This is a genomic window from Runella sp. MFBS21, assembly GCF_029433105.1.
GTDB lineage: Bacteria > Bacteroidota > Bacteroidia > Cytophagales > Spirosomataceae > Runella.
Window position 1 is genome coordinate 102,497 of record NZ_JARNTW010000001.1, and the last position, 19,888, is coordinate 122,384.

The window sequence follows — 19,888 nt, forward strand, 5'->3', positions numbered from 1 at the left end:
TGTGCTAGTATTCTTTGACGTAAATGAGCAAAAGTATGAAGATGATTTCTATTTTGTAATTACTTTTATTCTGATTTTAAACTATTTATCGGATTTGTCAAGGCTGCTTTCAACGTTTGAAAACTAACGGTGATTAACGCTATGATAATGGCAGAAGCACCAACACCGACAAAAATCCACGCACTGATTTCGATGCGGTAAGTGTAGCTATCCAGCCATTTTTGCATCAGAAACCAAGCCAATGGAATGGTAATGGCCAAAGCAATCAATATCAGTTTGATAAAGTCCTTTGAAAGTACAATGACGAGGTTGGGAAGACCAGCTCCCAACACTTTACGGATACCGATTTCTTTGGTTCGCTGTTCAATCACCAGCAAGGCAACCGCAAACAGCCCCAAACAAGATAAGAAAATGGCAATCCCCGCCGCTAGACTAAAAACCTGCGACATCATTTCTTCATCTTGGTACCAATCGTCAATATTTTTATCCAAAAATGTGCCCATGAATTCGGCCTGCGGCGCTACTTCTTTCCATACATTTTTCAATTTGTCCATTGATCTAACCAAGCTTTGGGGCGTGACTCGAACAAAGATATAATGAATGGTTTCGGTGTTAGAAATGTGCATCGTAATCGGCCTACTTTCTGAAGTCAACGAATACAAATGAAAGTCAGGCACAACCCCGATGATTTGGGATTTAGCACTTGTCGTATCGCCATCATCTCCCAACAGCAAACCCACTGGATTCTTTTCGCCCATCGCTTTGGCCATACTCGCCGTAATCACCAACCGATTGACCGAATCGCTTGGATAAGCTGGGTCAAAATCCCGTCCTGCTGCTACTTTGATATTCAGTGTTTTGAGGTAATCATAATCCACCAACAACCAGTCGGTGGCTATTTCTCTGCCTTTGTAAGTGAACCCAACCACCGACCTCGAACTGACGCGATCTTTACCTTTTCCCAAATTGACGCCAGTACCCGTTACAGAAACGATAGCAGGGTTATTGGCCAATTTATTCCTCATTCGTTGAAGTACCTGCCGACCATTTGTGTAATTGCCAACAGGAATACTGATGACTTGTTCTTTCTGAAAACCGAGCGGCTGTTGACGTAAATAACCGACCTGTTGAAGCGCAATAATGGTGGCACAAGCCAATAAACAAGACATGGAAAATTGCACGACAAGGAGTGAATTTCGTAAAAGCCCTGGACGTTTTAGGGAAACTTTCCCTTTTAGTACTTCTACAGGATTGAACTTAATCATTTGCCAAGCAGGGTAGCCTCCCGCAATAAATGTAACCAAAACGAACAGGAGCAACATAACGGCCATAAACCCAGGCTGGAATGCGTACTCAAGTTGAATTTTAGCATTAAATTGGGCATTAAACTCAGACAAAAACGAAAAAGCCAGAAGAATGCCCACCCCAAATCCTATAAAGCAGATGATGGTTGACTCGCTCCAAATTTGAATAAATAGCTGTTTTTTTAAAGCACCCAACGATTTTCGGACACCCATTTCTTTGGCACGTGTAAACGAACGGGCGATGCTCAAATTGATAAAATTGATGCAGGCAATCAACAAAATAAAGAAACCTATACCCAACAGCACATAAATCAAAGCAATAGGAGTTCCCTTACCCCCATCAATATCCCGAGCAAAATGAACATCGGCCAAAGGTTGAAGCCGAATAGTAAACAAATCACCACGCTCATCCGACTTGACACCCTTTTTGACAAGTGTCTCAATCACTCCCGCATAATATTTTTTTGCAAACGACTTTAATCGATTTTCTAATGTAGCTTGCGTCACTTGTGGGTTTGTTTTGACAAAAACCAAATGAGAGTTATTCAACCAGTTGTCCTTTTCAGATTGGTAATTGGCTAGGCTTTCAACCCTAATCAAAGCATCGTACTGAATCGTCGAATTATAGGGGGCATCACTCAAAATACCCGTAACAATGTATTGTTTCTGAGTTCCTTCATTCCCAATTTTTAATGATTTTCCAAGAGGGTCTTCGTTTCCAAAAATAGCCTTGGCGGTGTTTTCACTAAGTACAATGCTGCTCAATTCTTGAAGGACTACTTCGCGATTCCCCTTGCGCAAAGGAAATGAGAATACCTTCATAAAATCTGGGTCGGTCAGAGTCACTAATTTATCAAAGTATTTCCCTTGGTATTCAATTAAACTCTTCCTCCCCGATACTATTCTCGCGGCGGCTTCAATCTCAGGATATTCTGTTTTTAAAGCGGGCGTCAACGGTATCGGCATCGTACCCGATTTGCGAGCGCTTTCTGGGTCATTGTTGACGAAATATGTTTGAAAAACTCGGTTGCCGTCGGTATGAAAAGCATCAAAAGTTAGTTGTAAATAGGCTATTAAAAACAAAAACAAGCAGATACATACTGCTACGGCAATACCTACTACATTGATAGCGGCATAACCTTTGCTTTTAAGTAGATTTCGATAGGCGATTTTGAAATAGTTACTTAACATAGCTGCGTTGGGTTTTCATGTCTTAATCTACAGGACGGGACAATACTTATGCCACATACATATCTATTTAATAATCAGAAAATTACATAAATCCACAAACACAAAAATGTCCGTAAATGGACGATTTTTCGTTCACTTACGGACAGGAGAAATGGAATGATTAAGGTTGTATTATTTCATGAGCGCCTCCAGTGCTTTTTTTCCGTATTCATTCTGGGAGTTCAGTTCCAATGATTTTTTGTACATTCGGATGGCCTCTTCTTTTTGACCATTCTTCATAAGCGCCTCGCCATAACTGTCATACACATTCCAACTATCGGGATAGAGATACACATTCAGATGAAAAAGTGGGAGGGCTTCGGTTAGTCGACCTTTACTAAGAAGCCTATAAGCCCAATCATTCAAATCTGGTTCCGAAGGCGGAATACCGCCCTTTGCTTTTTGTTCTTTTACAATCGCAATCGCTTGGTCAAAACCTTGTTTGCGAAGCTGGATGTGAAGTGCCGTAAGCGGGTCAGAAGCGGGGATTTCTGGGTTGAAGCATCCCGCCAATTCATCAATAAAATCTTCGGGAGAAGCTCCTGATAGATTGGTCAAGACCACAATCGTTAAATCATCTTCGGGATACACAAAGAAGGCCGACCGTCCGCCACCCGTAGCAACTACAGCCGAGTGTTTCGCGCGAGGTTTAGTCATCCACCCCAATGCCCATTGCGTAGGCTTACCATTGTTGTATGTGCCTGCGGTCCAAAGCGTTTTGATGGCTGTTTTAGTTTTTAGCAAATTTCCTTTTTGTAATGCTATAATCCACTTAGCTATATCTTCGGCAGTGCTGTTCATTCCCGAGGCTGTCCGGCGAAATGGCGGAAATTCAGCATTAAAATTAATGATTTTTTCCTCTTTCAATTTTTGCCCATTAAGACTTGAAACATATTTATAGCTTTGAGTCATGTTGGGAATGACATCGCGATAATCACCAAAACCAGTATTGGGCATTCCAGCCGCTTGAAATTGTAATTCCTTAAAAACCTCAGCAAAAGGTTTTTGGCGGTATTTATCAATGATTTTTCCCAACAGCGCATAGTTGGTTTGATTGTAGCTAAACTGCGTTCCTGTAGTAAAACTCATCGGGGCTATAGTCGTTTTGGCCCATGCTGCTTCTTCGGAGAGATTGGGAGGCGAAGTTTCTAAAACTCTAAGAATGTCAGGAAGGCCTGATACATGAGTGAGTAGTTGACGTACTTTGACTGGTTGCCATGCTTGTGGAAGGCTATCCAGATAGCGTGACACAGGCGCCTCAAGGTCTATCTTTCCTTCCTCTACTAGTTGCATAATGGCTACACCCGTAAAGGCTTTGGTGCAGGAATTAATTTGAAAAATGCTTTTTGAAGTGACGGGAATAGCGTATTGGAGATTGGCTATGCCGTACGATTTCGATAATACAATTTGCCCTCGTTGAACCACGGCAATTTGCAAGCCAGGAATTCGCCGTTCTTGCATTTCACGTTTGATAATTGATTCAAGTTGAGGATTTTGTGCAAAGATGGGAGCAACAAAAAGAATAAAAAGAAATGAGAGGGCTGTTTTCATAAACAGGGAAATAGGTGTGGTTTAAAAGATTGATAAACATGAGTCACCCCGAATTTTAGGTAATCTTATGCAGCCATATAAGGGCATTTAAGTTGGGCTCTCAGCAACTCCCATGCCCTTATATGGTTCAAAAAAACTATTTGGCCTTTCGGATATAAATATTACCGTGCATGTTTTTCATCATTACTTCGCTGCCGCCCCCGTTGACTTTGCCTTCTACCCAGTCGTCGATGCTTACTTTATAAAGACCGTCTTTCGTAACCTTGTTGGCTTTAGGAGTAGTTTTGTCTACATCTACGTCAAAGTCGCTGTAAATTTCGCCTCGGTCAGATTTAAGCTTAACGTTAAACTTGGCTGTTGGAGGGAAAGTCACATCCAATCGTCCATTGAGGGATGTAAAAGCCATAGGAGTATCGGTATTTACACTTTTGAAATTGGCTTTTACTTCACCGTTTACGGTAGTAGCCACCGCCGAACCCGAAACGTTGTTGAGGTGAATGGCACCATTTACATTGCTGATTTCCAGTACTCCCGTTACATTTTCGACTACTATGTCTCCATGATTGACTGTGCTGATTTGAAGCGAAAATTGTTGTGGTACTTTAATCGCCAAATCCATGGGACGTTTCATAAAGTGCGAAGAGACTTTCACGTTGTTGTTACGTTCTTCGGCAGTCAGGTCAATCCCCCCGCGCGTCGAAATCTTCTTCATTCCTGTGGCGAGTTCATCTGTTTTTTCTTTAGGGTGGGGTTTAGGAGCCTCGCTCGTAGCATCTATGATGATTTCTTTGCCACTGTAGCCTGTTATTTTGATGGAGCCATTCACCATATTAAGGCGCAAACTACCTGGTTTGTTGGGGTCGGTCAAGGGTACTACCAATTGCTCTTTGATGTCATTTTGAGCGTTTACCGACAAGTGGGTAGTTATGAATACAAAAGCTGCGAAAGATAATTGAATGATTTTCATAGTATTAATAGGGCCTTCTTTTCGGAAAGTTAGGACTTGTTTTGTTTATCCTACACCAATGGAGGATAAGAAAATTGGGTGATTATGATTGTTTTTTGATATAAATATTACCATTGAAGGTCTCAAATCGGAAGATTTTGCCGCCATTTCCAATCCGAACGGAGGTTTCGGTATTGAGTTTATACACCGTGGTTTTTCCTTCTTTTTGATCCTGATTTTTGACCACTTTGACAGGCAGATTTTCTACATTTTCAAAATCAGTATAAAACTCTCCTCGAAAGCTCTTAAACTCACAGTCGGCTGATAAAGCCGCAGGATAGGTGATTCGGATATCTCCATTGAGGGTTTTGTAATCAGATTTTCCGGGCGGAATAGCCGTATAGTTGGCGGTCACATTGCCATTAACGGTGCGGGCTTCGGTAGCACCTTTGGCATTGGTGAGCGTAATAGCACCATTGACATTATAGGCTTGGAGCGCACCATCTACATTTTCTACGGTGACATTTCCGCCGTTGACGGTTGAGATGTGAATGCTCATCGCTCGCGGTATTTTGATGGTAAAATCGAGGTCGTAGCGGTATTCTATACGTCGATTGTAGTTTCGATCTTTCCAATTGCGATTGGGACGGGAATCATAGGGCTCCAAAATATAAGCGATGATGCTGTCGGGTTTTTGTTCAAACATCAGTTTAAATTCGGCTTTGCCTTGCTCCAAAATTTCCTTAGTTTTGGCCGAAATCGTCTGGTCAACTTCTATCAGTACTTTGTCGCCTGAGTAGCCTTCTACTTTAATGGATCCATTGATGTTGTAAATGGCTAAAGTACTATTGGCGGCATTTTGTTGGAGCGTAAATTCCTTCTTGACTTGTTCCTTAAAATCAAGAGATTGGGCGGAGGTTTGGGTACAAGAGAGTACCACGCCCGCCAGTAGGGCGAGAAAAATAGGTTTCATAGCTATTGGAGAGATTATTTTATTTAGAGCGTTTTTTTGTAACTGTCTGACTGTGAGTTATTGCTGTTGCTTGAGGCTATGACAAGTCTTTGATGGTTTGTTGGATTTTTGTTTTTACCAAATCATTCAAATCATCACGACGGAGCATTTGCTTAAATGCCCTGATAGAGCGTTTTTCTTGCAGTTTTACCATCAAATCGGCCAAGGCTACTTGCACCAGCGGCGACTCTTGTTGGGGAAGCGATTGCACCAAACCCTCCCTCACGTGAGGGTCTTTTGCCATTTGGGCCAGCGCTTCTAAAGTCACTAAACGCACATTGACGTTGGGGTCGTTGTTGAGAGTTGTAAACAAAGCTTCTAGCACGCGGCTGTCTATTTCGTTGATTTCTTTGGTATAGCTTACAGCACGTAGGCGCTCGCTTGCCGAAGGGTTTTCAATCAGCGAAAGCATCATCATTTGGCGCATATCTTGTACTTCTTTTGTAAGAGTATCCAGTTGCTCCTGATAGGCCATTTCTTTGGGGCGAGTTAGCCAGTATCCCCCTAGCAAACCTATGCTTATGAGACAAATACTATAAGCCAATCGAAGAGCTAGTTGTGGGGTCCAAAAACGTTGCCATTTTTGGATAAATTCTTGCCATACATTCGTCTTTTTGGGTGCTTCCGTTTCTTTAAAATGGTTGAGCATTGCATAAAAACCCTCTCGCAAATGCTCAGTAGGTTGGGGTATAGTTACCTTTCCCATTAGCTGCCACAGTTGGCGGTCGGTTTCAAATTCGCGCTGACAATCCGGGCATTCAATTAAATGTTTATTGAGGGCTTCTTGTTCGGACTCAGTTAGTTGGTGATTTAGCCAGCCCGTTAGCCGTTGTTTTGACTCTTCACAGTTCATGAGCTTTGCTTCCTTTTTCAATGTGTAAATAATTTTTTTTTAATTCTCCCAAAGCACGGTGCACTCTCACTTTGATGGCGCCTTCGGTAGTATTCAGAATCTTGGCGATTTCTTCGTATTTTAATTCTTGGTATCGGCTCATTATCAGCACTTCTCTATGTTCGGGGCTAAGTTTGGCCATAGCGTCTTGTAATGCTTCTAATTCTTGCTTCTTTTCGAGTTGTTCGTCGGCCGCTACACCCCCGCCGAGCTTTTCGGCCAATTCGGCTATGTCGTATTTGGGGCCTCCCCAGCGTTCTTGTTGACGGAAGGAATCATTCAAAATATTCCGTGCCAAATGATACATCCAAGTTCTAAACTCCCCATCACCATTGAAAGTATGGCGATATTTGAGCATTCTATAAAATACATTTTGAACCAAATCTTCGCAAGCATGGGCTTGGCCAGTCATGTGGTACAAAAAGGCGAACAATGGCCGATGATAACGCTCAAAGAGCAAGCCCATCTTGTCTAAATCTCCGGCTTTTACCCGAAGCATAAGCGCATTGTCCGATAATGTATTCAAGTGTTTCGAGGATGATTAATGAGGTGATTTGTACGTGGAAACTTCCGAAGCGTAAGAAGGTTACAGGAAAAAGAGTTTTTTTTGCAATAAATATAAAAAACAAATACAATTGTCAGATAATCAGGTAGCTATGTCTATCTGAGTTGCTATTCCTTTTGTCCTTCTAATTCTTTCAGTGCCCGCTTTCCTTCCTCATTGTTAGGAGATAACACAATAGATTTTCGGTACATCGCAATCGCCGCTTCTTTCTTGCCGCTTTTGGCTAAAGCATACGCGTAACTGTCGTAGGTATTGCCGCTTTTTGGATAAAGTAAGGTATTGATTTTAAATACTTCCAACGACAATTCATTATGATTAGGAAAAGGCGCTTTGAGCAAGTCATAGCCTAAGCGATTCATTTCTAGTTCATCTACGTAATAATTGGTGCTGTCATTTTTTAATTCGTTGAACTTAGTGGCGGCGTCATCAATACCTTTGTTTACCAATATTTCTCCATAAACTTTTGCCAATGATTTGGTGAGCCGAATGGGTAAGGCAGGCGTGCCATTCAACAAATTAGAAATCGAAACCATGACTTGTATTGGATTATTTTCAGTATTGTCGTAGAAGAGAATCGTTTGCTTTTTAGTGAGATTGCGGTGCATAAATGTGGTTAGACCAATAATGCGCCCATCATGAAAAATAGAGGTGTCGGCGGGTTCGGCCTTACTTGTATAAACATTCCACCCTAAACCGTAAGAGCGCGTACTGCTGCCCATGCGAAATGGCTTCCCGTCGTTTAGTACAACGGGCATAAAGGCTGTTTTCATCAGTGTCAAAGAGAGGAGCTTGCCAGCAGCAAAGGCATTGTCAAAATGCCACAAATCTTCTATCGTACTTATGATGTTATTGGGCCCTATTAGACTGCCCAAATGATAATAAGTATAATGCTCGGCGGGGTTTAGAGAATCGACATTATGGTAGGTGGGGCTGTAAAAATTGAGTAATGTATATCGTGATGTATTGGCCATGCCAAGTTCTCGGACGTAGGTTTTTTTCATACCTGCAGGGGTGAAAACATTCTTTTTCATGTAGTAAGCAAAAGAGGTTTGGCTTAATTTCTCCACCAACAATGCCAATAAAAAATAATTGGCATTGTTGTACTGCCATCGATTCCCCGCCGTAAAGTTCAATGGTTTGTTTAAGGAAACTAGATGTTCATAGGCTTTTTGAGTACTAATAATTTCCTTTGGGTACGCTTTTATGTACTCCTCCTCGTAGCGTTCTACGACAGGAATACCTGATGTTTGGGTCAGTAAATGCTGAATTGTAATTGCCGTGTAGGGAAAATTGGGGAAATAGCTAGCAAAGGTATCTGTTAGTTTTAGCAGCCCTTTTTGTACCAATTGAAGCACCGCAATCGCCGTAAAAGGTTTGGATAAAGAAGCCAAGTTGAAAAGACTGGTGTCGGTATTGGGTATGCCCCGCCCAAAATCAGCATACCCTAAGGATTTTTTATAGATAACTTTTCCCTCCTCGGCTACCAAAAGAGTTCCATTGAATAAATGATGATTGGCTAAAGAGGTTACAAAAGAATCAATTCGAGCTACTTTTTGATTGATAGGTATCGTTTGCTGCGAAAACCCAGCTTGGTAGCTCATAATAAATAAGAGAAAGAAGGCGCTCTCAAAAAGGCTGTTTTTTTTCATATAGAGTAAATGAGAAAAAGGTTGTGGAGGATTTGGACGTGAAAACTTCGCTTCTCAAAAAAAGTTACAAATAATTTGTAATGTTTTTTGAGCTCAATCGTCTTTGCTATTGAAATGGATTTAAAAGCTTTTACACAACTCGTTCTTCCTACCCAAGGGCGCCTTTATAGGATAGCCAAGCTATTTCTTCGCAGTCGTGAGGAAGCGGAAGATACATTGCAGGATGTGCTGCTGAAGTTGTGGAGCAACCGTCAACAACTTGACAATTACCAGAGTGTAGAAGCGTTGGCCGTACAGATGACCCGAAATATGTGCTTGGATAAACTAAAGTCTAAAGTATATCAAAGTACCGAAGCAGAGACAAACTTGCCAGAAATAAGTACCAATGCAAAGTCACCGTATCAGCAGGCCGAACTCTCAGACAGCGCTGCCCTGATGCGCCAACTTATAGAGGCATTGCCAGAGCAGCATAGGCTTATTTTGCATTTGCGAGATGTGGAAGAGTATTCTTTTGAAGAAATTCAAGAAATAACCGGAATGACCATCAACAACATAAGGGTGGCATTGTCGAGGGCGCGGAAGGAAGTGAGAGACGGGTATTTAAAAGTAAATAATTATGAATCAGGACATTGAAGCATTGTTAGATAAATATTATGAAGGCGAAACGTCTTTGGATGAAGAGCGGCAATTGCGCGATTTTTTTCAGCAAGAAGGCATTCCTGTTCATTTACAAAGTCACGCAGCACAATTTCGCTATGCTACCGATGCCCGCACGCAAGAGCCGTCGGCAGGGGTAAGCTATCGTATAGTGAATCAACTCCACAATCGCACCAAAGTACGTACACTCACTACATGGGGTTTACGGGTGGCGGCGGGTGTGACCTTGATTTTGGTTGGATTTGCGGGCGGAAGGGGGTACACACTTTATAAATCTCAAGCAATGGATATACAGAGCCACGAGATGATAGCCATGAAGAAAAGCTTGGATTTGAGCCAATCCCACACCTCGGCTAGTGAGCGTATTTGGGCGGTCAATCAGGTAAGTAATCTCTCTGAGGTGGATGCTGAAATTACCCAAATTCTCATCAATACCATGAATTTTGATGACAACATAAACGTCCGTTTAGCGGCATGTCAGGCGTTACGGCGGTTTGAAAATGAGCCTTTGGTAAGGGAAGGGTTGATTCAATCACTCAAGATTCAGACCGACCCCAATGTGCAACTTACATTGATTGAAATTTTGGTGTCTATCAAAGAAAAACGCGCCGCCGACGCCATGCAACGTTTAGCCCAAAATCAAGAAGCATTGGAGATTGTGCGTCAAAAAGCAGAAGAAGGCGTCATGCAATTGAAGAAAAAATCAACCTCTTAAAGAGAGGCCAAAACAATACATCTTACTTTACAATATCAAACCATGAAACGAAACATTTTAGTAGGCACCTTATTGTTGGGGTGTGTTGGGGGAGTTTTTGCCCAAGAGTTTAAAACCAAATTTGCCAATTCGAAAGAGCAAAAAATTGTGATTGAGATGGATGCCGGAAATCTCAAAATCGAAGGCTACGATGGCAATGAAGTAATCATTAAGGGAAATGGATTTCAGGCTCCACCCGAGCAGGCCAAAGGACTCAGACCTTTGTATAATTCGGCTATTGATAATACGGGTGTTGGGCTAGCGGTGACCACCCAAAACAACGTACTCAAAATCGAAAAGGCATCTCGTAAAAATTCCAATTACGAAATCCGAGTTCCTAAAAAAGCGGCTATTTTTTATGAACAAGCCAACTGGCACTCTGCTGATATTTACATCAAAAATATGGATGGAGATTTAGAAATCAAGACCAAAAATGGAAAAATTGAACTCTATGACGTCACCGGCCCTGTGGTGGCCAATAGTACAAGTGGCGATGTAAAAGTAGTGTATTCGAATGTCAATCAGACAAAGCCAAGTGCTATTTCGGTGATTAGCGGGTTTATTGATGTGACATTGCCAGCCAATACCAAAGCCAATTTAAGTCTTCGGTCGATTACTGGTGAAATGTATACTGATTTTGACCTTGGTCTTAAAACTTCCAAAGAAGGGATGCCCCGAGTAGGTGGCGGTAATAATATCGACGCTACCACCAATGGAGGCGGGGTAGAAATTAAACTCAATAGTATAAGTAGCAATATTTACCTCCGGAAACAAAAATAACCCTCTACAACTCATACTGCCATGAAAACTTTTTCACTTTTGCTGGGAGCCTTATTGGTGATTAATACAGCTTTTTCTCAAAAAATCATTGAAAAGAAAATTCCTTTTTCGGCTAAACAAACCGTAAACCTAAATCTAAAATTTGGTGATAGCATTCAGGTAAGATACTGGGACAAATCCGAAGTCTCCATAAGGATTGAAGTAACCATAAACAGCGGTCACCTCAATGATGCCCTTACTGTCGAATCATCTTCTAGCGCTGAAGAGATTGTATTCAAAACTGATTTTGACAAAGAAATGATGAAACAAGGCAAAGCGGAGGATTGCCCTGGGTCTAAATCTACTTGGCGCACAGAGCGCAATGGCAATGATTACTATGTGTGTAGTAAAATCAATTATCAAGTGTATTTGCCCAAGCAAGCTAAGTTGAAGCTAGAAACTATCAATGGCAATATCGACATCAAAGGTGCTAGCAGTCCTGTATTTGCCAAAACCATCAGCGGCTATGTGGATTTTAGTTGGCCCACAACCCAAGGGGTTAATTTGGCTATGAAGACCATTACAGGAGAGGTTTATACAGATTTAAATATTGATTTTAAATCTAAAAATCAGAAAAATCCGATAGTTGGGTATTTGTTAGAAGGAACCGTAAACGGTGGCGGGCCAGAGGTACGATTAGAATCAATCAGCAACAATCTGTATGTCCGAAAAAATCCGTAGAGACGTTGCATGCAACGTCTGTCTGTATTCAACGTCTTGTATAACGTCTGTCTGTATTCAACGTCTTGTATAACGTCTGTTTGTATTCAACGTCTGTCTGTATAACGTCTATATTCAACGTCTGCACGCAATGTCTATATAACGTCTGTCTGCAAGACCCGTAGATGTGGATGATGCCAATGTGTAGAGACGTTGCATGCAACGTCTCTACTGCAATCGTACAGGCAATCGTAATACGGGCAATACACCAATTATTCGGTTTTTAATGATTTTACAGGATCTGATAATGCCGCTTTGACAGATTGAAAACCAACCGTCAAAAGGGCAATCAAAACGGCTAATCCTCCTGCAATCGCAAACATCCACCACGAAATACTGATGCGATAAGCAAAATCTTGTAGCCACGCCGACATCAAATACCAAGCAATAGGAGAAGCAATCACAATCGCGATAATCACAAGCTTGAGGAAGTCTTTGGAAAGTAGTGCTGTGATGCCTAACACAGAAGCGCCCAAGACTTTGCGAATGCCAATTTCTTTGGTACGCACTTCAGCCGAAAATGTGGCTAGGGCAAACAATCCCAAACAGCCAATGATAAGTGCCAAAGCCGTAAATACCCCTAGAATCAAACTGACTTTGTTTTCTGTATGATATAACGTCTTGAAAGAAGCATCCAAAAAGTCAAACTCAAACGGAACATTAGGGATACTCTTTTGCCATAAAGATTCGATTTTGGCGATGGCCGCTTTTTCGGTATGAGGTTGTAATTTGACCGCTAGGTACGAACCCCAAGTTTGGTAAGTTTTAGAAGATTTATGAAAAATCGCTACAGGCTCAATAGCTGCTCTAATCGACCCAATGTGAAAATCTTTCATAATTCCTACTACCTGAAAGCGTTGGTTTCGATTGCCAGGGTAGCGCATCCATTTACCTATGGGTTTTTGCCAGCCAATGGCTTTTACTGCTGCTTCGTTAAGAATAACTGAAGTAGAATCAAGGGTCGAATTATGAACAAAATTTCTACCTTCTAACAATTGAATTCCCAAAGTTGGTACAAAATACTCGTCGGTTAAAAAAGAAGAAATAGGTAAATTTTGAACAACAGGACTGGTTTGAGTACCTTGCTCTGGCTCATAAAAATCCCCAAAACTTCCTAAAGAAGGCAAGAAAGTCGAATGTGTTACTTGCTGCACTTCGGGTAGTTGGAGCAATTTTTGTCTGAAAGTTTCTCTGGTACTTTCAGATTCTAGGTGTCGTACATTTTCTACAATCAAGATGTTTTTGCGCTGTAAACCAGCCGATTGGTTTTGTGCAAATTGTAATTGCCAATAAACGACCGTGGCGCATATCATCAAGGTGATAGAAACCGCAAACTGAAATACCACCAAACTACTACGGAGCCAGCCCTGTCCGCCTTTGGCCGAAGGAGTCGCAGCTTTGAAGATATCTACAGGCTTAAATTTGGATAAATAAAGGGCAGGATAGATTCCTCCTAAAAGCGTACTTATGAAGGGTAATATCAGCATCAAACCAACGGTATTTGGTGAAAAAAGCTCCTTGAAAGTCCATACATGGTCGGTGAGTTGATTGAACAGCGGCAGAGCTAAAGATGCTAGAATCATAGTTAGGCCTAGTGCCATTAGACTAAACAAGAATGCTTCTATTAAAAATTGACCAATGATGGTGCTACGTTGCGAGCCAATCGCCTTTCTTACTCCTACTTCGCGAGCTCTTTGTAAGGAGCGTGCGGTAGTAAGGTTGGTAAAATTGACGCAGGCAATGATTAGTATCAACACACTGATGATACTAAATAACTCAACTTGTTGGGCATCCCCCAAAGTATTGAGTCTGGAAGAGAGGCCCGGCTGATGCAGATGCAGAGACTTTAAAGGTAAAAGTTCGACTTTATAACGGTCTCCGCGCTTCATGTTTTCCTCAAAATTTTGGCCAATGCGTTGATAAGCCGCGGGTGCATGAGTACGTACCATGAGATCAAACCTATCGGTAAGCGCTGCCAATGCCTCAGGAGTAAGAGGCTTACGAAGGCGTACCCATGTATCCATTTGGAGCCATACCCAGCTCCACGAAAAACGCTCCACTACTTTGAAATTGGTCATTGAAACCAAAAAATCAAATTGAACAGAAGAGTTGGAAGGAATGTCTTTAACGATACCAGTAATGCTAAAAGGGCGGTCATTAATCGTCAAGGAGCGACCCATTGCATCCAAATTACCAAAGTATTTTTTTGCCATTTTTTCGGTCAACACCACACTATTAGGCTTATCCAGTACCAATGATACATCACCTTGCTGCATCGGAAAACCAAATAATTCGAGAAAGGCAGTATCAGCTGCCATAATCCCGTCTTCATTAAAAAGTAGGGGTTTTTGGTTTGGCAAGTCCCGTTGAATGACAGTGGTGCCTAGGTCAAACGTTCGGGCAAACATCTCAATTTCAGGATAATCAATCGCCAACTGCGGCCCTAAAGGGGGCGGGGTATTGGTAGTACGACCTTCATCCTGCCCCATTTTGATGTTGAGTGCTACTGCGTGTGTACGCTCAGCATATGGCAAAAATTCATCATAGCTTTTTTCATGTTGTACATAAAGCATAATCAACCAACAAGCCGTTAGGCCCATTGCCAAACCTGCTATATTGATAATACTGTACACCTTATTTCGAGTTAAGTTACGAAAGGCGATTTTGAGATAGTTTTGTACCATGATGATATAGATTATTTGTTGGAATGGTCATTGCATTGCAACGACCATTCCAACGGCCCTGCACGCATAAATTTATTCCGATTTCAATGATTTTACGGGATTTACCAAAGCAGCTTTGGTCGCGTAATAAGCAATCGCTCCAATGGCCACAGTCAACACTACCCCAAAAAACAGAACCATCAAGCCTATGTTTAACCCTGCATAAAAAGTAAACATCTTATTCATAAACATATTCTCAACCAATCCAATCGGTAAAGCGACCACTGCTGCAATAAACAATAGTTTCAAAAAACTCCACGACAAAATCCGAACCACTTCCCATACGCTTGCTCCCATTACTTTCCGAATCCCGATTTCTTTGTAGCGTTTTTCGGTACTGTATGTCACCATGCCTAGCAATCCCATAAGGGCAATTACAAAAATGATGACTGAGGCCAAGCCCATGATTTTCATATCTTCTGCCGGATAGTAGCGGTCATATAGTTCTTTTTCGTACCACGAATACCCTAGTTCTTTGTAAGGATGGTGTTTTTTCCAAATGGTCTTCATATCGGCCAAGAAAGCATCCTGATGCACTTGTGGGTTGACTTTCACCGACAGCATCGCAAATTGTGACGGATTGTACTGGAAAACCAACGGTTCTTTTTTGTATTGGTAATGGAAATGACAAAAATCTTTGACTATGCCCACAATTTGGGCAGGAAAACCATTGTTCAAAAATACCTGCTGCCCAATCGTTTCGCGAGGCGTGCCGAGGCGCAGACGCTGCACGGCGGTTTCGTTGAGTAAGATAAAATGCCCCGTCGAGTCGGTAGAAGAAAAGGGTAAATTTTTACCTGCTACCAACGTCAGATTCATGTTTTCGATGAAGTTTTTATCGACCGAATAATAGTATGTGGATGAATTTTCATCCTTTTCGTGCACTTTAATGGCTTGCTGCGAAGGCACACCTCCAAAGGGCATGGAGACCAAACCTATTTTTTCTACATCTTTATGCTTTTTGATGTCATCTATCAACACACGATAATCTTGCCCTGCCAATGATAAATTAAAAATTCCTTTTCGGTTAAAATTATCGTTTTCGGTAGCCATATAACTAAACTGATTGTACATATGACCAATCATAAACAAGAACCCCAACGTAGCTACAAACTGAATGACAATCAGGCTTTTTCGGAAGTTTACTTTTCCAAATGAAATCGGGCCTAACATACCTTTCAAGACCATAGCAGGCTGAAATTTTGACAAAATAACGGCTGGTAATGCCCCTGCCAAAATACCCAACACCAAAGTAAAAATCACAAACATTCCTCCGATTAGCGTTTTATTTTCGACCTCCCAGGTAAGCCATTGTACTTGAAGGTTTTGTTTCATAAAATACAACAACACTAACCCAATCCCAAAGGCAAAAAAGGCAATGATAAGCGCTTCACAAATAAACTGAATCACCAACTGAACCCGAATTGCCCCCATCACTTTGCGTACACCTACTTCTTTGGAGCGACTCAACGACCGCGCCAATGTCAGGTTGGTGTAATTGAAACCGGCCAACAACAAAATCATTAAAGGAATGAAAAAATTGAAATAAATATCTTCCATAGAGTCTACATAGGGATTGTATCTCAAATCCTCGACACTTGGAGATATATCGGCCAAAGCCTGTTTCCGAAACAGATTGGTCTTTTTGGTAGCGGTTAGGTTGATATTCGTCTTTTTAGCCACTCCTTGTAGTGCCAAATCTAAAGCATTTGAAGGCGCATTAGGCTGGACTCTCACAAAGGTGTGGGTTTCGTAGGTTCCCCATTCCGCGTTTTGTTTTATCTCTGGCCGAAATTTTTCTAACGTCGCTATCGATACCATTACATCGCTTCGAAACTGCGTTTGCTTTTTAAAAGGCTTCAACACGCCCGTTACCGTCATGGGGCCGTAGGTAGGATGTACCAATGTTTGTCCAATAGGATTGGCATCATTAAAAAACCTTTTAGCGGCTTCAGTACTCAACATCAACGTATTGGGAGCTATTGAAATGCTTCCTTTGGTGAGCGAAAACCCAAAAAGTTCGAAAAAACTGGGCTCTACGTACAAGGTGTTTACTTTCAACGACTTAAACGGAGTAGTTAGCTCCCAGCCAAAATCCCGCACCACTTTGGTGGCTTTTTCAATGCTAGGGTAGTTGTTTTTTAACTCATCTGCTAGTAAGTAGGGCGACGAAGCATACTTTGTCACTGTTCCTTCGCGGGTTATTTCGTTGGTCAAAACTCGATAAATGCGTTCGGGATGAGGGTGGAAATTGTCAAACTCAAAAGTGCTTTGAAGATGCATCAAGGCCAATAGCGCAAAAGGAATAGCCAACCCCAAACCCATGATGTTGATGAAGGAGAAAAGCTTGTTTTTCCAGAGATTTCGAAACGCTATTTTGATATAATTGGCCGCCATGCCAGCCTCCCAACCTGCAATAGGGAAGAAATTATTTGATGTTTTCATATTTCTATTTTCCGTGTTGGGGTATTGTAGAGACGTTGCATGCAACGTCTCTACAGCATGCAACGTCTCTACGTGACAATGAATTTATTCTGATTTCAACGATTTCACGGGATTCATCAATGCCGCCTTGATAGCCTGAAAACTGACCGTAAGAAGCGCAATCACCAACGCACTAACGGCGGCTATTAAAAAATACCACCATTCCATATCGATGCGATACGCGTATTTTTGAAGCCAATCCTTTAGGAAATACCATGCAATAGGAAAGGCGATGAGCGTGGCAATGAACACTAATTTCAGAAAATCCAAAGAAAGCATTTGGACTAAGTTGCCTACGCTTGCGCCCAATACTTTTCGCACGCCGATTTCTTTGGTACGTTGTTCGGCAGTAAATGCGGCCAATCCAAATAGACCCAAACAGGAAATAAAAATGGCTAAGAAGGCAAAGTAGTTGGAGAGATTGCTGACTACATTTTCGCTTTTGTACTGTTTGGCAAGTTCTTGGTCAGCAAAGAAGTACTTGAATGGAAAATGAGGATTAAACTGCTTAAAGATTTTTTCGGTGCTAGCGATAGCCGTTGGGATTTTTCCAGCCTCGGTACGAATTACTACTACGCCCCAATTTTCGTCTTTGGGCTGTAATCGCAAAATCAAAGGCTCGATGGCTACATGAAGTGTATTGTGATGAAAATCTTTCATCAAGCCTACAATCGTCCCTTTGCGCCCCCACATGGTCATTTCTTTGCCAACGGGGTCTTTGTAGCCCATTTTGCGAGCGGTGGCTTCATTGATGATATAGTTGGTGGTATCCATACCAAATTGAGGGCCAAAATCACGTCCTTCAATCAGCTGTATGCCCATGGTTTGGATATAGTCATAAGAGATAGAATTGTTGGCAAAAAGGAGAAGCTGAGTAGTATCTTTGCCAGGCCAAGACACCCCTTGGGTAGAAGAACCCACTTCCAAAGGATTGGCCTGTGAAGAAGTGACAAGCTTGATGCCGGGTTGATTTTGAAGTGCTTGCTTAAACGAAGCGAAATTTTTCTGTAAATCTCCCTCCAATGGCATATAAAGCAGGTTTTCGCGGTCAAATCCTATATTTTTGGTCTGTAAAAAATTGATTTGGCGGTGTACGATAATCATCCCCACAATCAGGATAATAGATAATGCAAACTGAAATACCACCAGCCCCTTGCGAAAATAAGTGGCACTAGGTTTGAATTTAAGTGCTCCTTTCAAGACTACGACAGGATTGAGCGACGACATAAACAAGGCTGGATAACTCCCCGCTACAAATCCCGTAAGAAGGGTTAGAATAACTAAAAAGAGCCAGAAACTGCCTTCAGTAAAGTTGAGAGAAAGCTCTTTTTCGGTAAGCAGATTGAAAGTAGGTAACAACAAAAACACAATCAATAGGGCTATCACAAGAGACATAAAAGTGATAAGAATAGCTTCCCCGATAAACTGGCCAATCAAAACACTTTTCATGGCACCGATTACTTTTCTGACTCCTACTTCCTTGGCTCGCTTGACCGAACGTGCCGTGGCTAAATTCATAAAATTGATGCACGCAATTGCCAAAATAATAATGGCAACAATGGCAAAAATACGAACGTAATCAATCCGACCGCCGTTTTGACGACCACTGTCCCAGTTAGAATATAAATATGACTCTTGGTATGACTGTAAAAATAATTCTACGTTGCTGTCTTTGTTTTTGGTTTTAATATACTTTTTGATTTTGGCATTTACTTTTTCTATAGAAGCACCTTTGACGAGCATTACGTAGCAGCGGGGGCCATTGTTGCCCCATTCTTTGGCCCATGCGTTGGTTTTATGCCAACGGTCGTAGCTCATCAAAAAGTCAAATTTAAGGGAGGAGTTTTTGGGGATTTCGGCCAGAATACCCGTCACCATCATGTCATCTTTGCTATCAATTCGGATGGTTTTGCCTAAGGCATCTTGATTGGGAAAATATTTATCCGCCAATTTTTTAGAAATCACAATGCCGTCGGGGCGTTTGAGGGCAGTCCGAGCATCTCCTTTGCCTAGTTTAAAGCTAAACATTGTCAGAAAATCGCCTTGTACATAGCGGCCTTTTTCTTTATCGAAATTGTTGCCAACCGTAAAAAGCGGTTCTTCTTCCCATAGCATCTGACTTGCTTTTTCTATTTCAGGAATATCCTTTACGATATTTTCGGCCAAAATGCCAGGTGTAGAAGCATAAGTCTCAATTTTACCAGAATAAAACTGATTTTCCATCACCCGATAAAGACGAGAGCCATTTTCATGGAAAGAATCCATCGCTACTTCATCTTGTACCCATAGCATAATGATAAGGCTACAAGCCATTCCGAGGGCTAGCCCTAAAATATTGATAGCCGAAAAAGCCTTGTTTTTTTGAAGATTACGAAGGGCTATCTTGAAGTAATTACTAAACATGATTAAAAGAGCTGTTGAATAGGTTTTTGAGAAATGAGAAAAGGAAAAAACAGCGTTGTACTCACTTTGTGTTTTTTATAGCAGCATTACACAAACAGCACTGTCTCACTCAAGACAAGTGGTATGAAGAAAAAAATGTGCTGTATGAGATAGATATCAAGGAGAGAAAAGTAAACAAT

14 protein-coding genes are annotated in these 19,888 nt (G+C 41.6%); 4 read left to right on the forward strand and 10 right to left on the reverse strand.

Features of this window, described 5'->3' with window-relative positions; genetic code table 11:
• Positions 1-65: 65 nt before the first annotated feature.
• The 7 genes from P1X15_RS00270 to P1X15_RS00300 all read right to left on the reverse strand — a co-directional run bounded on the left by P1X15_RS00270 (position 66) and on the right by P1X15_RS00300 (position 9,101).
• Positions 66-2,495, reverse strand: a complete 2,430-nt coding sequence (locus tag P1X15_RS00270) for an ABC transporter permease (RefSeq protein ID WP_277336142.1) — start codon at positions 2,493-2,495, stop codon at positions 66-68.
• A gap of 171 nt (positions 2,496-2,666) precedes the next feature.
• Positions 2,667-4,085 (reverse strand): serine hydrolase, encoded by a 1,419-nt coding sequence (locus P1X15_RS00275; protein WP_277336143.1) that lies wholly within the window; start codon positions 4,083-4,085, stop codon positions 2,667-2,669.
• 136 nt (positions 4,086-4,221) lie between these two features.
• Positions 4,222-5,052 carry a DUF4097 family beta strand repeat-containing protein gene (locus P1X15_RS00280; protein WP_273211491.1) on the reverse strand — a complete coding sequence of 277 codons (831 nt, stop codon included), beginning with the start codon at positions 5,050-5,052 and terminating at the stop codon, positions 4,222-4,224.
• A gap of 82 nt (positions 5,053-5,134) precedes the next feature.
• Complete coding sequence (locus P1X15_RS00285; protein ID WP_277336144.1) at positions 5,135-6,004, reverse strand: hypothetical protein; 870 nt, start codon at positions 6,002-6,004, stop codon at positions 5,135-5,137.
• Between the two features lie 76 nt (positions 6,005-6,080).
• Entirely contained in the window at positions 6,081-6,917 is an 837-nt protein-coding gene (locus P1X15_RS00290; protein ID WP_277336145.1) for a HEAT repeat domain-containing protein, read from the reverse strand.
• Positions 6,886-7,434, reverse strand: coding sequence for an RNA polymerase sigma factor (locus P1X15_RS00295; protein WP_277336887.1), 549 nt, complete (start codon positions 7,432-7,434; stop codon positions 6,886-6,888). The genes P1X15_RS00290 and P1X15_RS00295 overlap by 32 nt, the downstream gene beginning before the upstream one ends.
• Positions 7,435-7,607: 173 nt before the next feature.
• A complete protein-coding gene (locus tag P1X15_RS00300) occupies positions 7,608-9,101 on the reverse strand; it encodes a serine hydrolase domain-containing protein (RefSeq protein ID WP_277336146.1) in 1,494 nt (497 codons plus the stop codon).
• A 162-nt stretch (positions 9,102-9,263) separates the two neighbouring features.
• Between P1X15_RS00300 and P1X15_RS00305 the strand changes: the two genes are divergently transcribed.
• From P1X15_RS00305 to P1X15_RS00320, 4 genes are read left to right on the forward strand one after another with little or no spacing between them, the layout of a single operon-like run.
• Positions 9,264-9,782, forward strand: a complete 519-nt coding sequence (locus P1X15_RS00305) for a sigma-70 family RNA polymerase sigma factor (protein ID WP_277336888.1) — start codon at positions 9,264-9,266, stop codon at positions 9,780-9,782.
• Complete coding sequence (locus P1X15_RS00310) at positions 9,766-10,521, forward strand: HEAT repeat domain-containing protein (protein ID WP_277336147.1); 756 nt, start codon at positions 9,766-9,768, stop codon at positions 10,519-10,521. The genes P1X15_RS00305 and P1X15_RS00310 overlap by 17 nt, the downstream gene beginning before the upstream one ends.
• Before the next feature lie 42 nt (positions 10,522-10,563).
• Positions 10,564-11,340 (forward strand): DUF4097 family beta strand repeat-containing protein, encoded by a 777-nt coding sequence (locus tag P1X15_RS00315; RefSeq protein ID WP_277336148.1) that lies wholly within the window; start codon positions 10,564-10,566, stop codon positions 11,338-11,340.
• Positions 11,341-11,361: 21 nt separating this feature from the next.
• The gene (locus P1X15_RS00320) at positions 11,362-12,060 is read left to right on the forward strand and encodes a hypothetical protein (RefSeq protein ID WP_277336149.1); all 699 of its coding nucleotides are present in this window, start codon (positions 11,362-11,364) and stop codon (positions 12,058-12,060) included.
• Between the two features lie 251 nt (positions 12,061-12,311).
• Here P1X15_RS00320 and P1X15_RS00325 read toward each other — a convergent pair whose 3' ends face one another.
• From P1X15_RS00325 to P1X15_RS00335, 3 genes are all read right to left on the reverse strand, one after another.
• Positions 12,312-14,783: an ABC transporter permease gene (locus P1X15_RS00325; protein WP_277336150.1), complete on the reverse strand. Its 2,472-nt coding sequence runs from the start codon at positions 14,781-14,783 to the stop codon at positions 12,312-12,314.
• Positions 14,784-14,855: 72 nt separating this feature from the next.
• Positions 14,856-17,267 carry an ABC transporter permease gene (locus P1X15_RS00330; protein WP_277336151.1) on the reverse strand — a complete coding sequence of 804 codons (2,412 nt, stop codon included), beginning with the start codon at positions 17,265-17,267 and terminating at the stop codon, positions 14,856-14,858.
• Positions 17,268-17,351: 84 nt separating this feature from the next.
• Positions 17,352-19,709 (reverse strand): ABC transporter permease, encoded by a 2,358-nt coding sequence (locus P1X15_RS00335; RefSeq protein WP_277336152.1) that lies wholly within the window; start codon positions 19,707-19,709, stop codon positions 17,352-17,354.
• Between the last annotated feature and the right edge of the window lie 179 nt (positions 19,710-19,888).